At 60.4% G+C, this 20,718-nt stretch carries 22 protein-coding genes and 1 tRNA gene; 11 read left to right on the forward strand and 12 right to left on the reverse strand.

The features are described from left to right. The first annotated feature begins 114 nt into the window (after positions 1-114). A tRNA-Arg gene (locus tag WAO69_RS03185) sits at positions 115-191 on the forward strand. Between the two features lie 84 nt (positions 192-275). On the opposite strand, the gene WAO69_RS03190 is transcribed toward WAO69_RS03185, so the two are convergent. Next, complete coding sequence (locus tag WAO69_RS03190) at positions 276-980, reverse strand: winged helix-turn-helix domain-containing protein (RefSeq protein WP_422176629.1); 705 nt, start codon at positions 978-980, stop codon at positions 276-278. Beyond that, complete coding sequence (locus tag WAO69_RS03195) at positions 952-1,239, reverse strand: hypothetical protein (RefSeq protein ID WP_422176601.1); 288 nt, start codon at positions 1,237-1,239, stop codon at positions 952-954. Before WAO69_RS03195 ends, WAO69_RS03190 begins: the two co-directional genes overlap by 29 nt. Before the next feature lie 177 nt (positions 1,240-1,416). On the opposite strand from WAO69_RS03195, the gene WAO69_RS03200 reads away from it, so the two are divergent. From WAO69_RS03200 to WAO69_RS03215, 4 genes are all read left to right on the forward strand, one after another. Continuing rightward, the gene (locus WAO69_RS03200; protein ID WP_422176602.1) at positions 1,417-1,866 is read left to right on the forward strand and encodes a hypothetical protein; all 450 of its coding nucleotides are present in this window, start codon (positions 1,417-1,419) and stop codon (positions 1,864-1,866) included. A gap of 104 nt (positions 1,867-1,970) precedes the next feature. Beyond that, positions 1,971-2,594: a ribonuclease HII gene (locus tag WAO69_RS03205; RefSeq protein ID WP_422176603.1), complete on the forward strand. Its 624-nt coding sequence runs from the start codon at positions 1,971-1,973 to the stop codon at positions 2,592-2,594. 97 nt (positions 2,595-2,691) lie between these two features. Beyond that, a complete protein-coding gene (locus WAO69_RS03210; protein ID WP_422176604.1) occupies positions 2,692-3,792 on the forward strand; it encodes a site-specific DNA-methyltransferase in 1,101 nt (366 codons plus the stop codon). 291 nt (positions 3,793-4,083) lie between these two features. Continuing rightward, positions 4,084-5,478, forward strand: coding sequence for an adenylate/guanylate cyclase domain-containing protein (locus tag WAO69_RS03215; protein WP_422176605.1), 1,395 nt, complete (start codon positions 4,084-4,086; stop codon positions 5,476-5,478). Positions 5,479-5,535: 57 nt separating this feature from the next. Here the strand turns inward: WAO69_RS03215 and WAO69_RS03220 are convergent, their stop codons facing one another. Further along, positions 5,536-6,669, reverse strand: coding sequence for an alkane 1-monooxygenase (locus tag WAO69_RS03220; RefSeq protein WP_422176606.1), 1,134 nt, complete (start codon positions 6,667-6,669; stop codon positions 5,536-5,538). 70 nt (positions 6,670-6,739) lie between these two features. Further along, a complete protein-coding gene (locus WAO69_RS03225) occupies positions 6,740-7,744 on the reverse strand; it encodes an A/G-specific adenine glycosylase (RefSeq protein WP_422176630.1) in 1,005 nt (334 codons plus the stop codon). Positions 7,745-7,886: 142 nt separating this feature from the next. On the opposite strand from WAO69_RS03225, the gene WAO69_RS03230 reads away from it, so the two are divergent. The 4 genes from WAO69_RS03230 to WAO69_RS03245 all read left to right on the forward strand — a co-directional run bounded on the left by WAO69_RS03230 (position 7,887) and on the right by WAO69_RS03245 (position 11,468). Continuing rightward, positions 7,887-8,396, forward strand: coding sequence for a DUF721 domain-containing protein (locus tag WAO69_RS03230; protein ID WP_422176607.1), 510 nt, complete (start codon positions 7,887-7,889; stop codon positions 8,394-8,396). 13 nt (positions 8,397-8,409) lie between these two features. Beyond that, on the forward strand, positions 8,410-9,075 hold the full coding sequence (locus WAO69_RS03235) for a DsbA family protein (RefSeq protein WP_422176608.1): 666 nt from the start codon (positions 8,410-8,412) through the stop codon (positions 9,073-9,075). Next, positions 9,075-10,193 (forward strand): CaiB/BaiF CoA transferase family protein, encoded by a 1,119-nt coding sequence (locus tag WAO69_RS03240; RefSeq protein ID WP_422176609.1) that lies wholly within the window; start codon positions 9,075-9,077, stop codon positions 10,191-10,193. The genes WAO69_RS03235 and WAO69_RS03240 overlap by 1 nt, the downstream gene beginning before the upstream one ends. A gap of 291 nt (positions 10,194-10,484) precedes the next feature. Beyond that, a complete protein-coding gene (locus tag WAO69_RS03245; RefSeq protein WP_422176610.1) occupies positions 10,485-11,468 on the forward strand; it encodes a TauD/TfdA family dioxygenase in 984 nt (327 codons plus the stop codon). Between the two features lie 35 nt (positions 11,469-11,503). Here the strand turns inward: WAO69_RS03245 and WAO69_RS03250 are convergent, their stop codons facing one another. The 6 genes from WAO69_RS03250 to WAO69_RS03275 form a co-directional block, all read right to left on the reverse strand. Then, positions 11,504-12,106, reverse strand: coding sequence for a TetR/AcrR family transcriptional regulator (locus WAO69_RS03250; RefSeq protein WP_422176611.1), 603 nt, complete (start codon positions 12,104-12,106; stop codon positions 11,504-11,506). A gap of 91 nt (positions 12,107-12,197) precedes the next feature. Next, the gene (gene lpxK, locus WAO69_RS03255) at positions 12,198-13,187 is read right to left on the reverse strand and encodes a tetraacyldisaccharide 4'-kinase (RefSeq protein WP_422176612.1); all 990 of its coding nucleotides are present in this window, start codon (positions 13,185-13,187) and stop codon (positions 12,198-12,200) included. After that, entirely contained in the window at positions 13,187-14,410 is a 1,224-nt protein-coding gene (locus WAO69_RS03260; RefSeq protein WP_422176613.1) for a 3-deoxy-D-manno-octulosonic acid transferase, read from the reverse strand. The genes lpxK and WAO69_RS03260 overlap by 1 nt, the downstream gene beginning before the upstream one ends. 262 nt (positions 14,411-14,672) lie before the next feature. After that, positions 14,673-15,452, reverse strand: coding sequence for an inositol monophosphatase family protein (locus WAO69_RS03265; RefSeq protein WP_422176614.1), 780 nt, complete (start codon positions 15,450-15,452; stop codon positions 14,673-14,675). Further along, positions 15,439-16,785 (reverse strand): TldD/PmbA family protein, encoded by a 1,347-nt coding sequence (locus WAO69_RS03270; protein WP_422176615.1) that lies wholly within the window; start codon positions 16,783-16,785, stop codon positions 15,439-15,441. The genes WAO69_RS03265 and WAO69_RS03270 overlap by 14 nt, the downstream gene beginning before the upstream one ends. A gap of 120 nt (positions 16,786-16,905) precedes the next feature. Then, positions 16,906-18,429, reverse strand: a complete 1,524-nt coding sequence (locus WAO69_RS03275; protein ID WP_422176616.1) for a DUF2125 domain-containing protein — start codon at positions 18,427-18,429, stop codon at positions 16,906-16,908. A 151-nt stretch (positions 18,430-18,580) separates the two neighbouring features. Here WAO69_RS03275 and WAO69_RS03280 point away from each other — a divergent pair, with 151 nt between their 5' ends. After that, complete coding sequence (locus WAO69_RS03280; protein WP_422176617.1) at positions 18,581-19,330, forward strand: SDR family oxidoreductase; 750 nt, start codon at positions 18,581-18,583, stop codon at positions 19,328-19,330. Then, positions 19,327-19,938, forward strand: coding sequence for an enoyl-CoA hydratase/isomerase family protein (locus tag WAO69_RS03285; RefSeq protein ID WP_422176618.1), 612 nt, complete (start codon positions 19,327-19,329; stop codon positions 19,936-19,938). Before WAO69_RS03280 ends, WAO69_RS03285 begins: the two co-directional genes overlap by 4 nt. Here the strand turns inward: WAO69_RS03285 and WAO69_RS03290 are convergent. Further along, entirely contained in the window at positions 19,929-20,300 is a 372-nt protein-coding gene (locus WAO69_RS03290; protein WP_422176619.1) for an STAS/SEC14 domain-containing protein, read from the reverse strand. The genes WAO69_RS03285 and WAO69_RS03290 overlap by 10 nt on opposite strands. Before the next feature lie 65 nt (positions 20,301-20,365). Then, positions 20,366-20,677, reverse strand: coding sequence for an HNH endonuclease (locus tag WAO69_RS03295; protein ID WP_422176620.1), 312 nt, complete (start codon positions 20,675-20,677; stop codon positions 20,366-20,368). Positions 20,678-20,718: the final 41 nt, after the last annotated feature.

Below are 20,718 nucleotides of genomic sequence, written 5' to 3' on the forward strand. Positions count from 1 at the left end.
AATGGCCCTTGTGGCTTCGTCTTTCCCAAGTGTTATCGCAAACACGGCCAATGGGGCAAGCATGCAGGTCAGAAGATGACAAACCGCTGAGGGGCTTGTATGAATACGCCCAGCGGCCCCGTGGCTCAACTGGATAGAGCAGCCCCCTCCTAAGGGGCAGGTTGCAGGTTCGAATCCTGCCGGGGTCACCAGAAACACCTATGCCTCTGATTTGTAGCGGAATACATCCGATCCGATATCGCCCGCTGGACGGGCACAAAGGCCGATGAACCCGCTCAGATCATTTTGATGACGTCTTTTTCAATCGCCAGCATATAGCCGCGCCGGGCGATGTTCTTGACCAGAAGCTCGCTCACGATCTGGTTGCCCAATGTATCGCGCAGCCGTTTGATGCGGGTGGCACCTGCGGCTTCATCGCAATCAATCGCGTTCTTGCCTGAGACAACGGCCTCGATCTCGGAACCGGACAGCACGTCATCATCCATCCGGGCTTCGGCCAGCACCGACAGGGTTTCCATTGCGGCGTCTGTCAGTTTGAAGCCCAAGTTGTTGAGATAGACCGTGTTCTCTTCGCGGCTGATCAACAGAGAGTTCACCTGGATGCCGACCCGTTCGACCTGCGCCATTCGGCGGTTGAGCGTGACCAGCATCACCAGAAACACCAGTGCCGCGATCAGAAGTGCCGTGGCAAAGACAAGCAGCACAAAGATCACCACCCGATAGCTGTAGAGCGTGTCAGAGAATGCGGTGCCTGACTGGGCGAGGATCTCGAGCAGTTTGACCTCGGCTTGCGACGTGAGGTCGTCATTCTCGATGAAGATCTGTTCGACCTTCATGTTGAACGCGTTTGCATCGGGCAAGGTGAGGAACAGCACCGTGGCAGCCGCGGCAAGGATCAGAACGATTGCCGCGATGCCAAGTGGCACGATCCGGGTGTTTTGCCGGATCGGGTCAGAAGCGGAGGAAATAGGGTCCTGCACTTTCCCTCCTCTCATTCAGGCCTTCGGGGCCGAAAACAGAAACGATGTTCAACAGGGTCCATCCGTCACGCGCGATGCGTCCTGCGATTTCCGAGCGGGCTGCGCTTGCCGAACATGGGCCTTGCAGTTGCGCCACGCCGTAATGCAGCCGCAGGGGGTTGTCCTGCTTGGCCTTGTAATCGGCATAGCACTCCGCATGCGCGGGGTTTGCGACGGCAAAGAGGCCTATGGCCAACAATGAGAACATGGTCTGTTTCATGTCCGACAGATTGCGCGCCCGGCGCGAGATATACAATATCCTCCGCCACTTGGCTCGATGATATCCGATAACAACCCGGCGATATTGCCTGTCTTTGCCTGCTGGCCCCAAGCTTGAGGCAGGCCGGTGCAACGCGTGTTCCGGCACCTGACACTGTCATCACACAGGGATATCACCATGCACCGCTATTTCATCGCCGCCGTTGTCACGGCAACTGTCATCATCACGGGTTTCACCGCTGTACCTGCACGGGCCGGCAATGACGATCTGGCCAAAGCCCTTGCGGGAATTGCCGCATTGGCCATCATCGGCAAAGTCATCCATGACCGCAAGGATCGCGATCAAGTCACCCGCGCTCCGCAGATCCATTATCAACAACCGATCAAGCCGCGCCCGTTGCCTGATCGTGTGTCGCGCAAGGCGCTTCCCCAACAATGCCTGAGGCAAGCCGAAACGGGGCACGGCGTGGTACGTGTCTTTGGCGCGCGCTGCCTTGAGAACAGCTATCGTTTCACCAACCAACTGCCACAATCCTGCGCCCTCCAGGTGCACACGCAGCGCGGTTGGCGCTGGGCCTACGGGGCACGTTGCCTGCGCGACAATGGGTATCAGATCGCCCGCAACTAAAGGCGGGGACCGCGACGCATACGTCGTACCTGACAGGGAAACGCTGAACCCCGGCGTTTCCCTTTTTCCTTGCCTGCCCGCCAAAGCTGAGGTTTGAGACAGGCATGAGCGGACCTGACTTTACCTTCGAGACTGCGTTGCTGGCGCAAGGATATCTTCGCATCGCCGGCGTGGATGAAGTGGGTCGGGGGCCGCTGGCCGGACCGGTGACGGCGGCGGCGGTCATCCTCAGGCCAGACGACATCCCCGAGGGGTTGAACGATTCCAAGAAACTGACGTCCAAAGCGCGCGAACGGCTGGCCCGGGAGATCGAGGCGCGTTGCGAGGTTGCCATCGCGCATGCAAGCGTGGCCGAGATCGACGAAATGAACATCCTGCGCGCCAGTCATCTGGCGATGCGGCGCGCGGTGGAAGCGCTGGTACCGGCTCCGGATTACCTGCTGATCGACGGCAATCTGATCCCGGCGGGCTTGGTCCCCCCAGCCCGGGCGGTGATCAAGGGAGATGCCCGTTCGGTATCGATTTCTGCGGCCTCAATTGTGGCAAAAACATGTCGTGACAGGATCATGGTGGGATTGGCGCAACAGCACCCCGGCTATGGTTGGGAGACAAACGCGGGATACCCGTCGAAAACCCACAGAGAGTCGCTTCAAAATCTGGGTGTGACCCCACACCATAGACGGTCGTTCAAACCCGTCCACAACATCTTGTATCAAGAAAAAAGGTAACTGCCTGATTCAAAAAAAGAAATTGACGGCGAATCGGGTTTGACTCATCTTTGTCCGCAACCAACGAGCGTGAAACACGCCGGGACAGAGGCAGAGAATGACAAAGACAAAGACCCAGAGCGCAGCCGCGCTCCCACTAAACACGATTCTTGGCGGCGATTGCATCGACGTGATGAACAGCCTGCCTGCAGGCTCGATTGACCTCATCTTTGCTGATCCGCCCTATAACCTGCAGCTCAAGGGGCAATTGCATCGTCCTGACAATTCTCAGGTGGATGCGGTGGATGATCACTGGGATCAGTTTTCGTCATTCGCGGCCTATGACACGTTCACGACCGCCTGGCTGAAAGCCGCACGCCGGTTGTTGAAACCCAATGGTGCGATTTGGGTCATCGGCAGCTATCACAACATTTTCCGCGTCGGAGCCTCGTTGCAGAATGAAGGCTATTGGATTCTCAACGATGTGGTCTGGCGCAAGTCGAACCCCATGCCGAACTTCCGCGGCAAGCGGTTTACCAATGCGCATGAGACGATGATCTGGGCAAGCAAGGAAGAAGGTGCCAAGTACACCTTCAACTATGAAGCGCTCAAGTCGCTGAACGAAGGCATCCAGATGCGCAGCGATTGGGTCATTCCGATCTGCACCGGACATGAGCGCATCAAGGACGACAAGGGTGACAAGGCGCATCCGACGCAAAAGCCGGAATCCTTGTTGCACCGCATTCTTGTCGGCTGCACCAATCCGGGCGACGTTATTCTGGATCCGTTCTTTGGCACCGGCACCACTGGTGCGGTCGCCAAGATGCTGGGGCGTGACTATATCGGGATCGAACGCGAAGAAGCCTATCGCGAGGTCGCGACCAAACGGCTGGCGAAGATCAGGAAGTTTGACCGCGAGGCCTTGCAGGTCTCGGTTTCGAAACGCTCGGAACCACGTGTGCCCTTTGGCCAACTGGTCGAACGCGGCATGCTGCGCCCCGGAGAAGAGCTGTATTCGCCGCGTGGCAAGGTTGCCAAGGTGCGTGCCGACGGGACGCTGATCGGACATGACGTCAAAGGCTCGATCCATCAGGTGGGGGCCCATCTTGAAGGCGCGCCCAGCTGCAACGGCTGGACCTACTGGCATTTCAAGCGTGATGGCAAACGCGTGCCGATTGATCTGCTGCGCAAGCAGATCCGCGCTGAGATGCAGAACTGATACCTCAAAAAAGACTTTACCTCATACCGCCGGTGCCTGTGGCCTGACACGTGGCACTCACCTTGTCCCCGCCTGATAGGGCGGGGACTTTTTCCTTTCATTACAACGACCAAACCGTGTTGCAGGCTGCATGATCTGCAGACTCTGCGCATACACTGGCTTTGGGTATTGGTGACTGTGTCAGCCTATCGCATGCCGCAAGGGGGAAAGCTTATTGCGCGTGCCCTATGTAAATCTGATGAACATCCTATGTTGAACCGAGGATGGTCTGCGGATCAAAAGGGATTGAACATGGCCGATACCTCAGGCGCGATGCCGAACTTTACCCGGGCCGATTTGCCGGACCGGATGACCGAGGCGGATCTGGAAACGCCCAACCGCTATACCGAGGATGCCTTGGAGCGCCACAAGCGCGAGGGTCTGGATCTTGCAATCAAGGCGCGCTGGGTGGCATTGGCTGTCGTGGCGGTGATGCTGCCGTTTCTGAACCCGACGTGGGGAATTCTCTACTATCACGCCTTGCTTGGAATACTGGCGCTGAACGGGTGGTTGATGCGTCGGGTCGGGCGCGTGGGTGCCTCGCGTATCGAACTGGTGCTGATCTTTGTCGACCTGGCGGTCATGACCTTTGCGCTGGCAATCCCGAACCCGTTCGAAAGCAATCCCTGGCCCACATCGGTGGCTTATGAGTTCGGCAATTTCATCTATTTCTTCATTATCCTGGCAGGGGCGACCCTGGCATATTCCTGGCGCACGATCATTGCGATCGGAAACTGGACAGCGATCCTTTGGATAGGGGGTGCCGGCCTTGTGTGGTACTTCGGCACGACCATTCCCGAGCTGACGGATCGCGCGCGGGCTGCCTTTGGGCATGACGCGCAGCTGTTTGACCTGTTCGACCCGAACCGTCTGGATTTCGACATCCGCATTCAAGAGGTCGTGGTCTTTGTCATCTGCGCCTATACGCTGGCGATTACGGTGCGGCGGTTCAATCGGCTCTTGCTGGGCAACGCTGTGCTGGAGCGGGAACGGGCGAACCTGTCGCGGTATTTCTCGCCCAACGTGGTGGATGAGCTGTCGCGCAATGACGATCCGCTGAAAAAGATCCGCACGCATAATGTCGCCGTTCTTTTCGTGGACATCGTCGGCTTTACCAAACTGGCCTCGCATGAGCATCCCGAAAAGGTCATGGGCCTGTTGCGTGAACTCCATCAACTGATGGAGACCGAGGTGTTTGCCCATAGCGGCACTCTGGACAAATATCTGGGCGATGGGCTGATGGCGACATTCGGGACGCCTTTCGCGGGTGAGCGGGATGCTCTGAACGCGATCAATTGCGCCAAGGCGATGGCGCAGGCGGTGGATGCCTGGAATGCCGGGCGCGTGGCGCGCGGCGAGCCCGAGATACAGGCCAGCTTCGGCGTGCATTTCGGACCTGTGGTTCTTGGCGATATCGGGGTGAGTCGTCTTGAGTTTGCGGTGATCGGCAACACCGTCAATGTCGCCAGCCGGTTGGAAAGCATGACGCGTGACTTGGGTACCCGGGTGGCGATCAGCGATCATGCCCATGCGCAGGCCCTGCGCGAAAGCGGTGGGAGTGATCCGTCACTGGCCGGCTTTGCCAATCGCGGTCCGCGCGAGGTACGTGGGCTGGATGAACCGATTGACGTCTGGACGATCAGCTGATCGCGGGCGCGCGTATCTTGTTGGCCGGCACGGGCGGCATCGCTGCGCCAGCCTGGACTAGCGGGGCGGCGGTGTTGCGTGTTTGTTGTAGGGCCGCCAGTCGGTAATCTCCGGGTAATAGCGCATGCGCCATTGCTTGACGCGCGGGTTCATCATGCGCCGCCAGATCGGTGGGATCATCGCCGCTATGGTCATGATCGGATAGCCGTAAGGCAGTTGCGGGGCATCCGCTTGCGTATAGGTTTGCAACAGTGGAAAGCGCCGGTCGGGCTTGTAGTGATGATCAGAGTGACGCTGCAGGTTGATCAGCAGCCAGTTTGACGCCCTTTGCGAGGCGTTCCAGGAATGCTGGGGCAGCACATGCTCGTATTTTCCGTCCCCCAGATGCTTGCGGGTCAGCCCGTAATGTTCGACGTAATTCACCAGTTCAAGCTGCCATATCGCCGTACCCGCCTGCACAAGAAACAGGCCCACACCAGCCCAACCGCCAATAGCAAAAGCCAAGATCAGCATGGCGGCTTGCAGCGCCCAGTATTTCCAGAACGGGTTGGAGAGATGATGCCAGGGCAGGTCCTTGCGCGCGAGCATCTTTCTTTCGGCGTTGAACGCCGAGATCAGGCTTTGGCGCAGAACACGCGGATAGAACCTGTGAAACCCCTCGTTATAGCGTGCTGTGACCGGATCTTTGGGCGTTCCCACATAGCGGTGATGCACAAGCAGATGCTCGGAGCGGAAATGCGAATACAGCACCATGGCCAGCAGGATATCCGCCATCCAGCGCTCTGTCCGGTCTTTCTGGTGCATGAGTTCATGGCTGTAGTTGATGCCCACCGTCCCCGAGATCACGCCCATGCCAAAGAACAGCAGGATCTTTTCCAGCGTTGAGAGGTGATCGGTGCCGGTTGCGTACCAGATCAGAGCAAACAGCGTCAGGAATTGCAAAGGCACCCAGATCAGCGTGATGGCCTTGTACCAGAAAAGATCGTCTTCGGTTGCTGTCAGATCCGCGTTCTCCAGATCCAGCCCGACAAAGCCATCAAGGACAGCAAAGAAATACCAGGCGAAGAGAGGCAGCAGGAACAGCACCCACCCGCCGTTGATTGCGCTGATCCAGGCCATCGGCAGCATCGTCAGTGAAATCCAGAACGGAGCGGCGCGTTGCCATCGGGCAAGTTGGTCTGGGGCTATCATGAAACGGCTCCGGTGATCTCTGGCTTGGGATGTGTTTTACCCATCTTTTGGGTTTCTCCCAAGAGCGGGCTTATGGATTGCGTGCAAGAGTGAAGGCTTTGCGCATCACTGTAGGCAGGTCAGAGGGTCTGAAGGCGTGTTTGTCGATCCAGAAACCCCGTTCAGGTTGGGATTGGGCGGGCAGGGTGGCAGTCTTGACAGTCAGGATCAGGTGGAAATGGGTGAAGGTGTGGCGCACCTCTTCGCCCAGTGTGTGCCAGTCGGCCGGGCAGGGCGGTGCCTCATCCGGGGGGCCTTCGTGCCAGTCCGATCCGGGCCAGCCCATCATGCCACCCAGCAGCCCGCTGTCAGGGCGGGTTTCAACCAGCCAGGCACCGTCGCTGCGCTGGCCCAGATAGACGATGCCGAACCGGGTCGGTTTGGCTTTCTTCGGTGTCTTCTTTGGAAGTTCGGGCGCAGTGCCTGCCTGACGCGCGGCACAGGGTTCGCGCCAGGGGCAGATACCACAGGCCGGGTTGCGCGGGGTGCAGATGGTGGCACCCAGATCCATCACCGCCTGTGCGTAATCCCCCGCACGCAGGCTTGGCGTGACTTCGGCGGCGCGCGCTTTCAGCTGCGGTTTGGACGCCGGGAGCGGAGCGTGGATATCGTGAAGGCGCGCCATGACGCGTTCGACATTGCCATCCAGAACCGTCTCCGGGCGATCGAATGCAATGGCCGAGATGGCGGCCGCCGTATAGGGGCCGACCCCTGGCAGCGTCAGCAGGACGTCATACGTGTCCGGGAAGATGCCGTTGTGATCCCGCACCACCGCCCGCGCGCATTTCAACAGATTTCGGGCGCGGGCATAATATCCAAGACCTGCCCATTCGCCCATGACAGCGGCGTCTTCGGCACCGGCCAGATCTTGCACGGTCGGCCAGCGTCGGGTGAAGCGTTCGAAATAATCCTTTACCGCTGCAACAGTGGTCTGCTGAAGCATGATTTCGGACATCCAGATGCGATAGGGGTCTGGGCGCTGACCCGCGCGGCGGTCTCCCGGGCCGATGCGCCATGGCATCTCACGGGCATGCATATCGTACCAGGCCAGCAGATCCGCAGCCAGATCGTCTGTATTGATCACCTCGTCACGCAAGTTTCATCCCCTGATCTTCGGTTTCACTGGTGTATACACGGCTCGGCCTTAGAATAGGGCCAAGCGAGAGGAATCCCAACCAATGGCGAGACGTTCGTCGACCACCAAAGGTTTCAAGCGCACGGCGACCCTTTTGGGGGACCGGATCCGGCGTGCAGGCGAAAGCCGGGGTTTTGCCGTGTCGCGGGTTTTGACCCACTGGTCCGAGATTGTCGGCGAGGATCTGGCCCGCATCTGCCGTCCTGTCGAAGTCAGCTATGGGCGGTCAGGCTTTGGTGCGACCCTCAGTGTACTGACCACAGGTGCGCAAGCACCGATGCTGGAGATGCAGAAGGAACAACTGCGCGCGCGGGTAAATGCGGTCTATGGCTATAACGCGATATCGCGGGTGCGCATTACACAGACCGCAAAGACCGGCTTTGCCGAAGGTCAGGCGACGTTCCTGCAGGCTCAAGGCACGCGCGAGGTTGCCCCGCCGGATCCCGCCACGGTGACGCGGGCACGGGCTGTTGCCAATGACATTACCGATAGTGATCTGCGTTCGGCCCTTGAACGCCTGGGTCAGAACGTTCTATCGACATCCAAGGAATGAGAGAGGTCTCTGAATGAACCGTCGTCATGTATTACTGAGCTCTGCCGCGTTGATCGCAACCGGCGGATATTTCCTGACCCGTCCCAAAGGCGGCGGCGAGGTTGACTTGCTGCCGGGGGCAGCCAATGCGCAGCAGGCAGAGATCGATACTTCTGTCATCGCAGACATGCAGTTGGGTAACCCGGATGCGCCTGTGACGGTGATCGAATACGCCTCGTACACCTGCCCGCATTGCGCGACCTTCCATCAGGGCACCTACAAGCAGCTCAAGGCGGATTACATCGACACCGGCAAGATCAACTTCATCTACCGTGAGGTCTATTTTGATCGTTATGGCCTCTGGGCGTCGATGATCGCGCGCTGTGGCGGAGCGGAACGCTTCTTTGGCATCACTGACCTGATCTATCAGCGTCAGGCAGAATGGACCCGTGCCGGCACACCGCCGCAGATCGCGGATGAATTGCGCAAGATCGGTCGTTTGGCGGGTCTTGAGGATGATGCGCTTGAGGCCTGCCTGCAGGATCAGGATATGGCTCAGACGCTTGTCGCCTGGTTTCAGCAGAACGCCGAAGAACATGGCGTGGAATCCACACCCAGCTTTGTCATCAATGGCAAGACCTACAAGAACATGAACTACGATGATTTCTCGGCGCTGATCGACGAGGCATCGGGCAACTGATGAGTTCACCGCTTGCCGGCCTCAAGGTCGTTGAACTGGCGCGTATTCTGGCCGGCCCCTGGGCCGGCCAAACGCTCTCTGATCTTGGTGCAGAGGTCATCAAGGTAGAAAGCCCTGATGGGGATGACACCCGTGCCTGGGGCCCGCCGTTCGTGACCCGTGACGAGGATGTCTCGGCCTCGTACTTTCATTCGACCAATCGCGGCAAAGCCTCGGTCACCGTGGATTTCCGCACGCCCGAAGGGCAGGAACAGGTGCGCGCACTGGTGCGTGATGCCGATATCCTGATCGAGAATTTCAAGCTGGGCGGGCTGGCCAAATACGGTCTGGACTATGACAGTCTGACCAAGGAGAACCCAGGTCTGATCTATTGCTCGATCACGGGGTTTGGCCAGACGGGTCCCTATGCCCATCGCGCGGGCTATGATTTCATCATTCAGGGCATGTCCGGCCTGATGTCGATCACCGGAGAGGCTGATGGGCAACCCCAGAAATCCGGTGTGGCCATTACGGATATCTTTACCGGGGTCTATTCGGTGACTGCCATTCTGGCGGCCTTGCATCAGCGCGGCCAGACCGGGCGCGGTCAGCATATCGATATGTCTCTGCTGGATGTCGCGGTGGCCGTCACGGCCAATCAGGCGCTGAATTACCTGACCACCGGCACGCCGCCGGGGCGCATGGGCAATGCGCATCCCAATCTCACGCCATATCAGGTTTTTGACTGCTCGGACGGGCATATCATCATCGCCACAGGCAATGACGCCCAGTATCAGAGGTTGTGCGGTATCCTCGGGCTGGAGGATATGGCCAAGGATCCGGACTACCTGCGCAACCGCAACCGTATCGCAAATCGCGCCGAAATGATCGCTCGCCTGAATGCGGCAACCTCTCTGCGTACACGCGATGATCTTCTGGCTGCCTGCGAAGCACAATCGGTGCCTGCGGGGCCGATCAACCGGTTGGATGATGTGATGAGCGACCCGCAGGTGATCGCCCGGGGCATGCAGATCGAACTGGATGGCGTACCGGGTATCCGCGCGCCCTTCCGGTTCTCGGATGCCGAATTGTCCCTGCACCGACCCGCGCCCAAGCTGGGCGAGGATAACGACGGGTAGGGCACGCGCGCCCCGTTTCGGCCTTCCAACCCAATCTCCACAGGCAATCCCCGTTGTCGCTCCGCACTGCTTTGGTTGTGCGGGGCGGTGTCGGCGCGCGCGTTCCGCGTTCCACCGTTATATGACCGACATGGATTTCCGTTGACAGGAATACGCCCTGCTGTCAAAACATACCAAATAGTATGGTATGGATCAGGGCCCCGAAAACCCCACCCCATTCGCCCGCAACAAACGGCGCAAACCGGCCCAAGGCCGACCGCCGCCGCCCCAGACTGCCTGAAAGGACACCCCATGAGCATCATCCTGAGAGACCGCATCACCACGCCCGCCGCCTGGATCGGTGGGGATTTCAAGGAGGATGACAGTTGGATCCATGCGCTGTCCCAGGCCGAGATCGCGGTCCTGGACGCCGCCCTTTCGGGGCTCGAGGCGCGCGGCCGGACCTTCCCGCATTTCACCCGCGATGATTTTCCTCTTGGCCCGCTCGAGGCGGTTCTGGCCCGATGCGCCGATGATCTGTTGAACGGGCGCGGGTTCTGCGTGCTGCGCGGACTGCCGGTAGAGCGGTACTCGGACACCCAGATCGACACGCTCTATTACGGGATCGGTCTGCATCTGGGAGAGCCGGTCGGCCAGACGCCACGCGGCGATCTGATCGGCAAGGTGATGGCCGTGGGCGATCCCGATGACAAGCAGACCCGCGTCTATGAAACCAACCTCTATCTGCCTTATCATTCGGACCCGTCGGATGTGGTCGGATTGCTGTCGATCCGCAAGGCCCGGCAGGGTGGGCTGAGCAGTCTGGTCAGTGTCGCCGCGATCTATAACGAGATCCTTGAAAACCACCGCGAATTCATGGGTCTCTTCTATCGCCCGTGGTATTTTTCCCATCTTTGCGAGGATCAGCCCAGTCTGTCACCGATCTTCAGCGTCCGGGAGGGCAGGCTGAGCTGTCGCTACCTGCGGCAATATATCGAGCTGGGTCACGAGATCATGGGCCAGCCTTTGTCTCGGGTCGAGATCGAGGCGCTGGATCTCTTCGACCGGATGATCGCGCTGGATCATTTGCGGATCGACATGATGCTTGAGCCGGGCGATCTGCAATTCGCGTATAATTATGCGGTCCTGCATTCGCGCAATGCCTTCGTCGACCATGAGGCAGCAGACAAGACACGCAAGCTGTTGCGGCTGTGGCTCAAGATGCCCGATACCCGCCCGCTGGCACCGGAATTTCCCGGGCGCAACGGATTTCCCGTGCCTGCCGGGGCCTATTGACGCCAGCCGTGCCAGGGCTGGCGATCAGGTTGAAATCAGGGTGCGGTCGTCTGCGGCCCTTGGGTCAGCAAATCGACACTGGCCTGCATGCGTTGGGCCAAGGCCGCCCGCGCCTCCCCGGTATGCATGTATTCGCGGACCAGGGTGACACTGTAGAGCGTATGCGCCCTGAGTCGGGCGGCCTCCGGAACAAAACCCAGCGATTGGAACTGCCGTTGGAAGAAGGCGATCCGCTTGGCGTCGATCCCCTCCAGCCGGGTCCGGATCGTGGGATCTTCATGGGCCCATTGGCGCATCGCGACCTCGATGCCGACATCGTAATCGCCCAAGGTCACGTTGTGGACCAGATGCCAGAGACGGGCTTTGGGGTCGTCGGTCGCACCCTCGATCGAGGCGATCATGCGTTCGGTCGCCTGATTGTCCCAATGCTCCACGATCGAGGTCATCAGATCGCCGCGATCGGTGAAATGCCAGTAAAAGCTGCCCTTGGTCACGCCCAGTTGCTTGCAGATGGCGTCGATGCGCACCCCGCCGGCACCCTTGCGGCCCAGAACCGTCAGGCCGGCATCCAGCCAGTCGCCCTTGGTCAGACGTTTGGGGGGTGCGGGTTTATGCGCCGCGGACGGGACCTGTTCCATGATCCGCAGCATTCACCCAACCGTTGGGAATTGCAAACGACACATGTCGCGGTTGCCCGGGCACGCACCGGGCTGGCGGCTGATCCGGGGATCAGGGGGCCGGCGCACGCTGGCGCAACAGGTCCAGAACCGGGTCCTCGTCCTGCATCTGCAATCGGACGGGCAGGGTGATCACCTTGGTCCGAAAGCTCTGCGGGAGGCGGACCGCATCCTTTTCCGTGGTCACCAGCTGTGCATTGCGCGCGCGCGCTTCCAGCTCCAACCGGTTCAACAGGCCGGGGCCGAATGTCTGGTGATCGTCCAGCGCCTCGGCCCGGATGATCTCGGCCCCCAGCGCGTGCAATGTGGCAAAGAACTTGTCAGGGTTGCCGATGCCGGCAAAGGCCAGCACCCGCGCGTTGGCCCAGTCCATGCCGGTGCGCAAAGGGGCAAGCCGGGCGCGGATGCGCGCAACATGTCCGAGCGGCGTGGAGAACCCGTCCTGCGCGTCGTCGGATCCGATGGTCAGCACCAGATCTGCGCGGTCCAGACCTGCCTCGACGGGTTCACGCAGAGGTCCGGCGGGCAGGCAGCGGCCGTTGCCAAAGCCTTTGGCCGCATCCACCACGACGATCGAGAAATCCTTGGCCAGTGTCGGATCCTGAAAGCCATCGTCCATGATCAGCACGGATGCTCCTGCCTTGATCGCGGCCCGGGCCGTATCGGCGCGGCTGCTGCCGACCCACACCTCTGCGAAGGCCGCAATCAGGAGCGGTTCGTCCCCTACGCGGCTGGCCTTGTGCCGGCCGGGGTCGACCTGCAGAGGCGCATCAACAGAGCCGCCATAGCCCTTTGAGATGACATGGGGCTCGTGACCGGCATTGCGCAATGCTTCGACCAGCCAGATCACCGTGGGCGTCTTGCCGGTGCCTCCAACGTTGATGTTTCCCACGCAGATCACCGGCACGTCCACGCGTTGCGGCGTTCCGGATGCCAGCCGCCGCCGTGTCAGCGCGCCATAAAGCGCGCCCAGAGGCGCGAGCAGGCGCGCTTGCCATCCGGGAGCGTCAGGGGCGTTATCCCAATATGCCGGCGGGCGCATCAGTCCTCGCCCCGCCGGTCCAGCGTATCCTGTATCATGTCGATCAATTGATCGGTGATCTCGGCACCCTCGGATACAACCTCCCAGGCCGCCAGAGCCATGGTAGCGGCGCTGTCCGGCGCGATCAGACGCATCACGCCCGCGGCCAGACCCTCTGCATCCTTGACGATGCGCGCCGCACCCGCGCTGGCCAGACGCGAATAGGAGGCCATGTGGTCGCGGATGTTCGGGCCATAAAGCACTGCCGATCCGAAGGCCGCCGCATCAAACGGGTTGCTGCCACCATGACCGGGCGCAAGGGAGCTTCCCAGAAAGGTTACGGGTGCGACGCGGTACCATTGGCCAAGCTCGGCGCCACCTTCTGTGATCAGGACCTGGCAGAAATCATCCGGCTCCTCGCCATTGTCCCAGTCGACCCAACGAAGGGAGCGTTCTCTGAGCTTGTCGCGCAGGCTTTCCAATGTGGTGCCTGCGCCGGGTGTCATGACCAGAAGCAACCGGTGCGAGAGGCGCACGGCACTGGCATGGGCATCCAGAACCGCATCTGCCTCGTCCAGCTGGACATGGGCGGCAAGCCAGACCAGACGACTGGCCAGCATCTGGTTGATCTCGTCGACGAAATCCTCGTTCACCGTGGGCGGATTGCTCGAGATCTGAAGAGGCGCAGTGGAATCTATCCTCTCCTTTGGGATGCCTTTGCGAATCAACCTTTGGGCAGTCTGGTTGTCAGAGACAAAGATGTGATCGAAACAACTCAGGCTTTTGCCGGCAAGGCTGGGAATCCAGCGCCCGGCGCTGGAACGGACGCCGTCTTCATCTGCATCCACCAGCAGCATCGGCATATTGCGCTCACGCGCACTGACCAGGGCATTGGGCAAAAAATATCCGCCGGTCCAGATGCAGATGTCCGGGCGCCAGTGATCCAGAAACGCGCTGACATAGGTCGCGGTGTCCGGCCCGAACGGATTCACCCAATCGGCACTGCGGGGCAGCATCTCGGCTTCGGTCTGGTTGAATTCGCTGATGGTGATAAGCGCATAGAGCCCTTTGCGCTGGGCCTTGAGCCTGCGCGCCACATCCTGCATGGCGGCAAGCCGTCCATGAGAGGTGGCATGCATCCAGACCAGTTCCCCCTCGGGGCGGGGAATGCGCGATTGCAGAAGTGTCCCTTTGCCCCGCGCCGACAGCGCGCGATAAGCGGCAAGGGTAAGAGAGCGGGCCAAGGGGCTACGCCCGTTCTTCTGACAAGAAGGGGTGTGTGACTGGCGACCCATTCATTTGTTCAATCACGCGGCGCTTGGGTCGCTTGCCCACCACAGGCCGGGCAAGCGACGTCGACGCAGCCTGCGCTGCAGACATGAGGGTTTTCATCGAAGGCGCGGGAAGCGCTCCGCCAAAAACCAAGTGCAATCGCTGGACCATGGGCTTCTCCTGCATGGAAACGTCTCTTGGGCTGGGCGCAACCTACGCGAACGCCCTTTCGGGTCAACCCGCGCGCAATCTGGATACCATTGCCCCGTGAATCGCACGGGAGCCTGCAACAACCCCGTCCGAGCGTGGGTCGGCATTGTTGAACCGCAAGGGCGCGCCGGATTTGTCGGTCACTGCAGCCCCCGCTTCGCGCAGGATCAGATCGCCTGCAGCAATGTCCCATTCCCAGGCGGGAAAGACGGTCAGCATGCCATCGTATCGGCCCTGTGCCACAAGAGCCATGCGATAGGCCAGAGAGGGGCGGTGTGCTCGTTTGAACTCGGGGGCGATGCCGTCCCAATGATGCGCATCCATTGATGAGCGGTTGGTCAGAATGTCGGCTCCGGCCAGATCGGTGCGCAGACCCGGTGTCAGCGGCGCGCCATTCAGACTGGCTCCCTTGCCAGCCTGCGCAGTGTAGAGAAGATCGCGTTGGGGCAGAAAGATCACCGCCGCCGTCACAATGCCATCATGGGCGATCGCAAGCGAATGGGCCCAGGTGCGCGAGCCCTTGGCAAAGCTTCGGGTGCCGTCGATCGGGTCGATGATGAACACCGCCTCGCGATTCAGGCGGTCGGTTGTGTCCTCGGTTTCCTCGGACAGCCAGCCATAATCCGGGCGCGCGCGCTGCAGTTCGGCTTCCAGCATGGCGTTGACGGCCAGATCGGCTTCGGTCACCGGGCCTGCGCCGCCTGGCTTGTCCCAGCTTTGGGCGTCAGGTCCGTTAAAGCTTGTGGCGATGCGGCCGGCTTCCCGGGCGGCGTCGATGAGAAGGTCGAGATCACTCTCCGGCAAGGGTCATCCCTTCGATCAGCAGCGACGGCACAACGCGGGACAGATAGCCGCGCGCGTCATTGGCCGGGATGATGCGCAGCAGCATGTCGCGCAGGTTGCCTGCGATCGTGCATTCATTGACCGGATGGCTGATCTGCCCGTTCTGGACCCAAAAGCCCGATGCCCCGCGCGAGTAATCGCCCGTTGTCGGGTTGATGGTCGAGCCGATCATGGATGTGACCAGCAACCCGGTTCCCATGTCTCGCAACAAATCTTCGCGGCTTGCCGTACCTTGGTCCAGAGCGATGTTCCACGGGCTGGGCGAAGGTGGTCCCGAGGTGCTGCGCGCTGCGTTTCCGGTCGAGGAAAGCCCCAGCTTGCGCGCAGTGCCCAGATCCAGTGTCCAGCTTTGCAAGACGCCATCCGCAACGATATCCCGGCGTGTTGTAGGCAGTCCTTCTGCGTCAAACGGGCGACTGCCGGTGACGCGCGGGCGGTGCGGATCTTCGGTAAGGGACAGCCCCTTTGGCAGCACCTGGGTGCCCATCGCATCGCGCAGCCACGAGGATCCGCGCGCGACAGAGCCGCCGTTGATCGCCGCAAGCAGGTGCCCCACAAGGCTTGATGAGATACGTTCATCAAAAAGCACGGGGTAAGTGCCGGTCTTTGGTTTGCGCGCGCCCACCCGCTGCACCGCGCGTTCGCCTGCGATGCGTCCAATTTCGGCCGGATCGCGCAGGTCGGATTGAAAGATGCGCATATCCCCGTCGTAATCGCGTTCCATCCCGGTGCCTGTGCCGGCAATGGCAACGCAGGAGATCGACCGGCTGGTGCGCTGGTAGCCGCCTGAAAACCCATTGGTTGCAGCAAGGTGCACTTCGGCACCACCATAGGCCGCGCTTGAGGATTGGACCTGAGTGACGCCCGGGATGGCTGCGGCTGCGGCCTCGGCGGCCAAGGCGTCCTCTTGCAATGTGGCGGGGTTTGGTTCCGGCGTGGGATCACACAGCTCAAACCTGTTGATGTCCCAGTTCTGCGCCAGTTGATCAGGGTCAGCCAGACCAAGGTATGGATCTTCAGGGGCTTCACGGGCCATGGCAACGGCCCGTTCGGCCATTGTCTGGAGCGTGGTCGCACTGGTGTCTGAGGCCGAAACATTCGCCTGACGCTGACCGATCAGCACGCGCAGGCCAACATCCAGGCCTTCCGAGCGTTCTGCCTGTTCCAGCGCGCCTTCGCGCACGTCGATGTTCACCGAGGTGTCGCGCACCGCAATGGCGTCTGCCGTATCCGCCCCGGCTTTGCGGGCAGCCGCGAGAAGCGCTTGGGTAATGTCCGACAGGGTCTGCGCCATGCAATTGCTCCGTTCACTTGTATAGTCTGGGAGGTAGCCCTGCCTGTCGCCGCATGCAAGGTGCCGGGCAAAAAAGGAGCCGCCCTGAAAGAGCGGCTCCTGATGCGAATACTTGCGAGTTTACTGGATGCGCTGCCCGTTGGCCAGAATGTGACCCTGCTCGTTGATTTCAAGACGTGAGTTCAGCGTGTCCGGAGCATCGCCGGGAACGGCAAACAGGCCCATCATCATCCGCGCACCACCTGCCTGTTCCTGCGGCAACAGGCCCATTGCAACCAGCTTGTCCAGAAGGCCGTTGCCGCCGACCAGTTGCAACTCAAGCCCGCCGATGGGGCGGGGGATGCCGTCGAAGGTGACCGTATCGGTGTTGTCAAAGCTGAAATCGCCAGTGCCCGTGAGGCTTGCACCGGCAACGCTGACTTCGAGGCCTTCGATCGTCAGCTCTTGCAGCTCACCCGGAGGCGGGCCGTCTTCCATCTGGGCTGCGACCATCGGGTCAAGAATATTGGCCAGAACCTTCATCTGTCCACTGACAGCCAGCAGGATCGTCGCAGGGTCTCGGGGCAGCTGCCCGGTAGGGTCGAAAATGCCCCAGATCAGATCGGACATGGTGAAATCACTCAGTCCAATGGTCAGCCCGAATGCCTGCGGGTCATCCGATTGCATGATCGGGATCAAGAGATCGAAAACCAGTGTGTTGAAGTTGACCGAAACAGGCAGCGGGATACCCGAGCCGGCGACGTTCATGGCGACGTTGTTCTGTTCGATCTCATAGCCAAGACCCTCGGCTCCCAGCTGAAAGCCCATGGATCCGCCATCCGAGGATCCTTCATAACTGAAGGTGTCGACCTCATCCTTAAAGCTGAAGCTGCTGTTGCCCGCTCCAAGCGAGATGACACCGTTCGCGCTGAACCCGGCCTCGATCATCGCAGCCATGTTTTCAGGATCCAGAGCGCCCGGAAGATCGGTTACGCTGTCCAATGACAGCCCCTCCGAGCTGGCATTCAGAAGAAGCTGGCCGTCGGTTTCAGGATCGTTGATAGCCACATCATAGCTGATCTCGCTGGCCTGCAGTTTTTGCGCATAGCTGCGCACATCGCCTCCGGTGACTTCGGTCGAGCCAATGAGGTTCAGAATCGACAGATTGAAGGCAGCGATATCACGGCCAATCGGAGCACCATCCACGACGACATCGGTCAGGTTCAGGTCCACGGATGAGGCGGTGTAGTTATAAGTCATGTCATCCGGATCACCTCCAGCCACCATGCTGAACCCGGTATGGCTGTAAGTGATGGTCGCCTCGAATGGCTCGCCGTCTTCGGTGATCCCGGACACGACAAACGGCATCTCGGGTGGAAACGCGATAGACACCGTGCCATCTGCGTTTTCTGTAAATGACAGATCGCCCATGCGCAGTTCGAACGCGACATTGTCTTCTTCCATCTCCGCGGACATGAGGGTGTTGCTTACGGTCAGGGTGTTGCCTGACATCTGCTCGGTCCCCGAGACCACATAGCCCGTGCCTTCCATATAGGCGCGCCAATCAGACCACACATCCTGGGCCGAGACATCGGCCTGAGCTGCGCCTGCCCCAAAGGCACAGAGTAAAACGGCGGCCGATCCGCGCGAAAAACCGGAAATCATCTCAATACCCTTTCCAATGGATTCACCGCACATCGTCTTGCCTAGAGCTGATAAGGTCAAGGGCCAAGGGCTGGACCTTGGACAGGGATGCGGATTACCACTCTGGCCAGAACAGGCCATATGCAGGCCAGAACAGAAATGAGGAAAGACCATGACCGTTTCAGGGAAAACAGTGCTGATAACCGGGGCCAGCCGGGGAATCGGTGCCGAGGCAGCACGGGTATTTGCCGCAGCAGGGGCAAATGTGGGGCTTATGGCGCGCAGCACCGATAGCCTTGACGCACTGGTGGCCGAGATCGGAGACGCCGCACTGGCCATCAGCGGCGATGTCAGCCGGTACGAGGATATGCAGGCGGCCGTTTCGGCCTGTACCAAGCGGTTTGGCGGTCTGGATATCCTGATCAACAACGCAGGCGTGGTCGAGCCGATCGCCCATATGGGCAAGGCCGACCCCGAGGCGTGGGGCCATGTGATCGACATCAACCTCAAGGGCGTTTTCTATGGCATGCATGCGGCCCTGCCCGTGATGCAACAGGCCGGTGGCGGCACTGTGCTGACCGTAAGCTCGGGTGCCGCCCATGGTCCGGTTGAGGCCTGGAGCCATTATTGCGCCTCGAAAGCCGGGGCCGCGATGCTGACGCGCTGTCTGGACAAGGAAGAACGCAGCAACGGCATCCGTGCCATGGGGCTGTCGCCGGGCACCGTGGCAACCCAGATGCAGCGCGAGATCAAGGCTTCGGGCGTCAACCCGATCAGCCAGCTTGAGTGGTCCGATCACATCCCGGCGGACTGGCCTGCACGGGCACTTTTGTGGATGTGCAGTGCCGATGCTGACGCCTTTGTAGGCGAGGAAATCTCGTTGCGCGATCAGGCGATACGCGCACGGGTGGGCCTCGTATGATCCAGCTCGAGAAAGACGGCGACCTCTGGATCGCGCGCATCAACCGGCCTGACAAGGCCAATTCCCTTACGCACAAGATGCTGAGTGAACTGGCCGATATCGCCGAGGCCGCCGTCGCAGCCCAATGCCTGATCCTGACCGGTGAAGGCAAGGTTTTCAGCGCCGGTGCCGATCTGGAAGAGGCGCGTGCCGGGCTTGCCGTTTCTGATGTCTGGGAGCGGCTCTCGGCCAATATCGCAGCCTTGCCGGGGCTGAGTATCGCGGCTTTGAACGGGACGCTGGCAGGCGGAGCGATGGGAATGGCTCTGGCCTGCGATCTGCGTATCTCGGTGCCCACGTCAAAGTTCTTTTATCCGGTGATGAAACTTGGCTTTCTGCCGCAGCCATCCGATCCCGGTCGTTTGCGCGATCTGCTTGGCCCTGCGCGGGCAAAGCTGATGCTGGTGGGTGGCCAGAAGCTGACCGCCGAAGAGGCGCTGGGCTTCGGACTGATCGACCGGATCGTCGCGCCCGAACTTCTGCTGGATACGGCACGCGAGATCGCAGCCGACGCATTGGCCGCAGAACCCGAATTTGCCCGCGCGATCAAGGCGATGTGTCAGTCCTGATCGGGGTTGCGCAGCCAGGCGCGCGCGTCTTCCAGATGCGCAAGGTCAAACATGCGCAGCTTGGTTGAAATGAAGGCACCTGCGGCCTTGGCCGCCGGGCTCACCCATCCCAAATCCGAGACCACGGCAACATGGCTGAAATGCTTGATGTTGCGCATGTCGAACTTCATCCCGTCCCAGATGACCGAAGGATCAAACCCGCTGAAACTGTCGATGATCTCGACCATTTTCACCGTGCCATGCGTGTCTATAAAGCTCTGCATCTTGTCGATACAGGCCTCGTAATCCTCGCGCGTTACACGTCCATCCAAGCGAATTTCAACCAAGGCATCTTCGGGGTACTCAGCGTATGTCATTGTCATGGCAGGCCTCCTTGCTTGCAAGGCACCACTATAGCGCGGCAGTTGGAGAACCGCCTTGATCCGGCTCAACCTCTGCGTCGTTTACCGGGGATTTTTGACTGAAACCCCGGCGGGCGTCTGGACACCCAACTGACAAACTTGGCGAGTCGCGGGTGCAGTCTCAGGGCCTCGATCGTATTGAAGGAACGTGCAAGGTCCGCCTCGCTGAGCGTGGCATGGATCTCCCGGTGGCAGATGTGATGCAACAGGACCGTCGGTCCGTTCTTTCCGCCTTTCAGCTTGGGGATCAGGTGGTGAAGGCTTTGGGGCACGCCGGGTGGGATCGGCCTGCCGCATAAGGGACAGTTTGGATCGGTCTCTTGAGTGTTCTGCGTCATCGGTGCAAGAACATGCGGCCTGCGGGCGGTGTTTCAAGAGG

Source organism: Aestuariivita sp. (assembly GCF_049276915.1).
In the GTDB taxonomy this organism is placed as follows: Bacteria; Pseudomonadota; Alphaproteobacteria; order Rhodobacterales; family Rhodobacteraceae; genus Aestuariivita.

Coding starts and splice junctions, on each gene's coding strand:
- WAO69_RS03220 (WP_422176606.1), bottom strand. CDS start 6,669: ATGATAGCCCCAGACCAACTTGCCCGATGGCAACGCGCCGCTCCGTTC.
- WAO69_RS03275 (WP_422176616.1), bottom strand. CDS start 18,429: ATGATTTCCGGTTTTTCGCGCGGATCGGCCGCCGTTTTACTCTGTGCC.
- WAO69_RS03240 (WP_422176609.1), top strand. CDS start 9,075: ATGAGTTCACCGCTTGCCGGCCTCAAGGTCGTTGAACTGGCGCGTATT.
- WAO69_RS03280 (WP_422176617.1), top strand. CDS start 18,581: ATGACCGTTTCAGGGAAAACAGTGCTGATAACCGGGGCCAGCCGGGGA.
- WAO69_RS03295 (WP_422176620.1), bottom strand. CDS start 20,677: ATGACGCAGAACACTCAAGAGACCGATCCAAACTGTCCCTTATGCGGC.
- WAO69_RS03290 (WP_422176619.1), bottom strand. CDS start 20,300: ATGACAATGACATACGCTGAGTACCCCGAAGATGCCTTGGTTGAAATT.
- WAO69_RS03235 (WP_422176608.1), top strand. CDS start 8,410: ATGAACCGTCGTCATGTATTACTGAGCTCTGCCGCGTTGATCGCAACC.
- WAO69_RS03285 (WP_422176618.1), top strand. CDS start 19,327: ATGATCCAGCTCGAGAAAGACGGCGACCTCTGGATCGCGCGCATCAAC.
- WAO69_RS03205 (WP_422176603.1), top strand. CDS start 1,971: ATGAGCGGACCTGACTTTACCTTCGAGACTGCGTTGCTGGCGCAAGGA.
- WAO69_RS03195 (WP_422176601.1), bottom strand. CDS start 1,239: ATGAAACAGACCATGTTCTCATTGTTGGCCATAGGCCTCTTTGCCGTC.
- WAO69_RS03230 (WP_422176607.1), top strand. CDS start 7,887: ATGGCGAGACGTTCGTCGACCACCAAAGGTTTCAAGCGCACGGCGACC.
- WAO69_RS03250 (WP_422176611.1), bottom strand. CDS start 12,106: ATGGAACAGGTCCCGTCCGCGGCGCATAAACCCGCACCCCCCAAACGT.
- WAO69_RS03215 (WP_422176605.1), top strand. CDS start 4,084: ATGGCCGATACCTCAGGCGCGATGCCGAACTTTACCCGGGCCGATTTG.
- WAO69_RS03225 (WP_422176630.1), bottom strand. CDS start 7,744: ATGCATGCCCGTGAGATGCCATGGCGCATCGGCCCGGGAGACCGCCGC.
- WAO69_RS03200 (WP_422176602.1), top strand. CDS start 1,417: ATGCACCGCTATTTCATCGCCGCCGTTGTCACGGCAACTGTCATCATC.
- lpxK (WP_422176612.1), bottom strand. CDS start 13,187: ATGCGCCCGCCGGCATATTGGGATAACGCCCCTGACGCTCCCGGATGG.
- WAO69_RS03245 (WP_422176610.1), top strand. CDS start 10,485: ATGAGCATCATCCTGAGAGACCGCATCACCACGCCCGCCGCCTGGATC.
- WAO69_RS03270 (WP_422176615.1), bottom strand. CDS start 16,785: ATGGCGCAGACCCTGTCGGACATTACCCAAGCGCTTCTCGCGGCTGCC.
- WAO69_RS03210 (WP_422176604.1), top strand. CDS start 2,692: ATGACAAAGACAAAGACCCAGAGCGCAGCCGCGCTCCCACTAAACACG.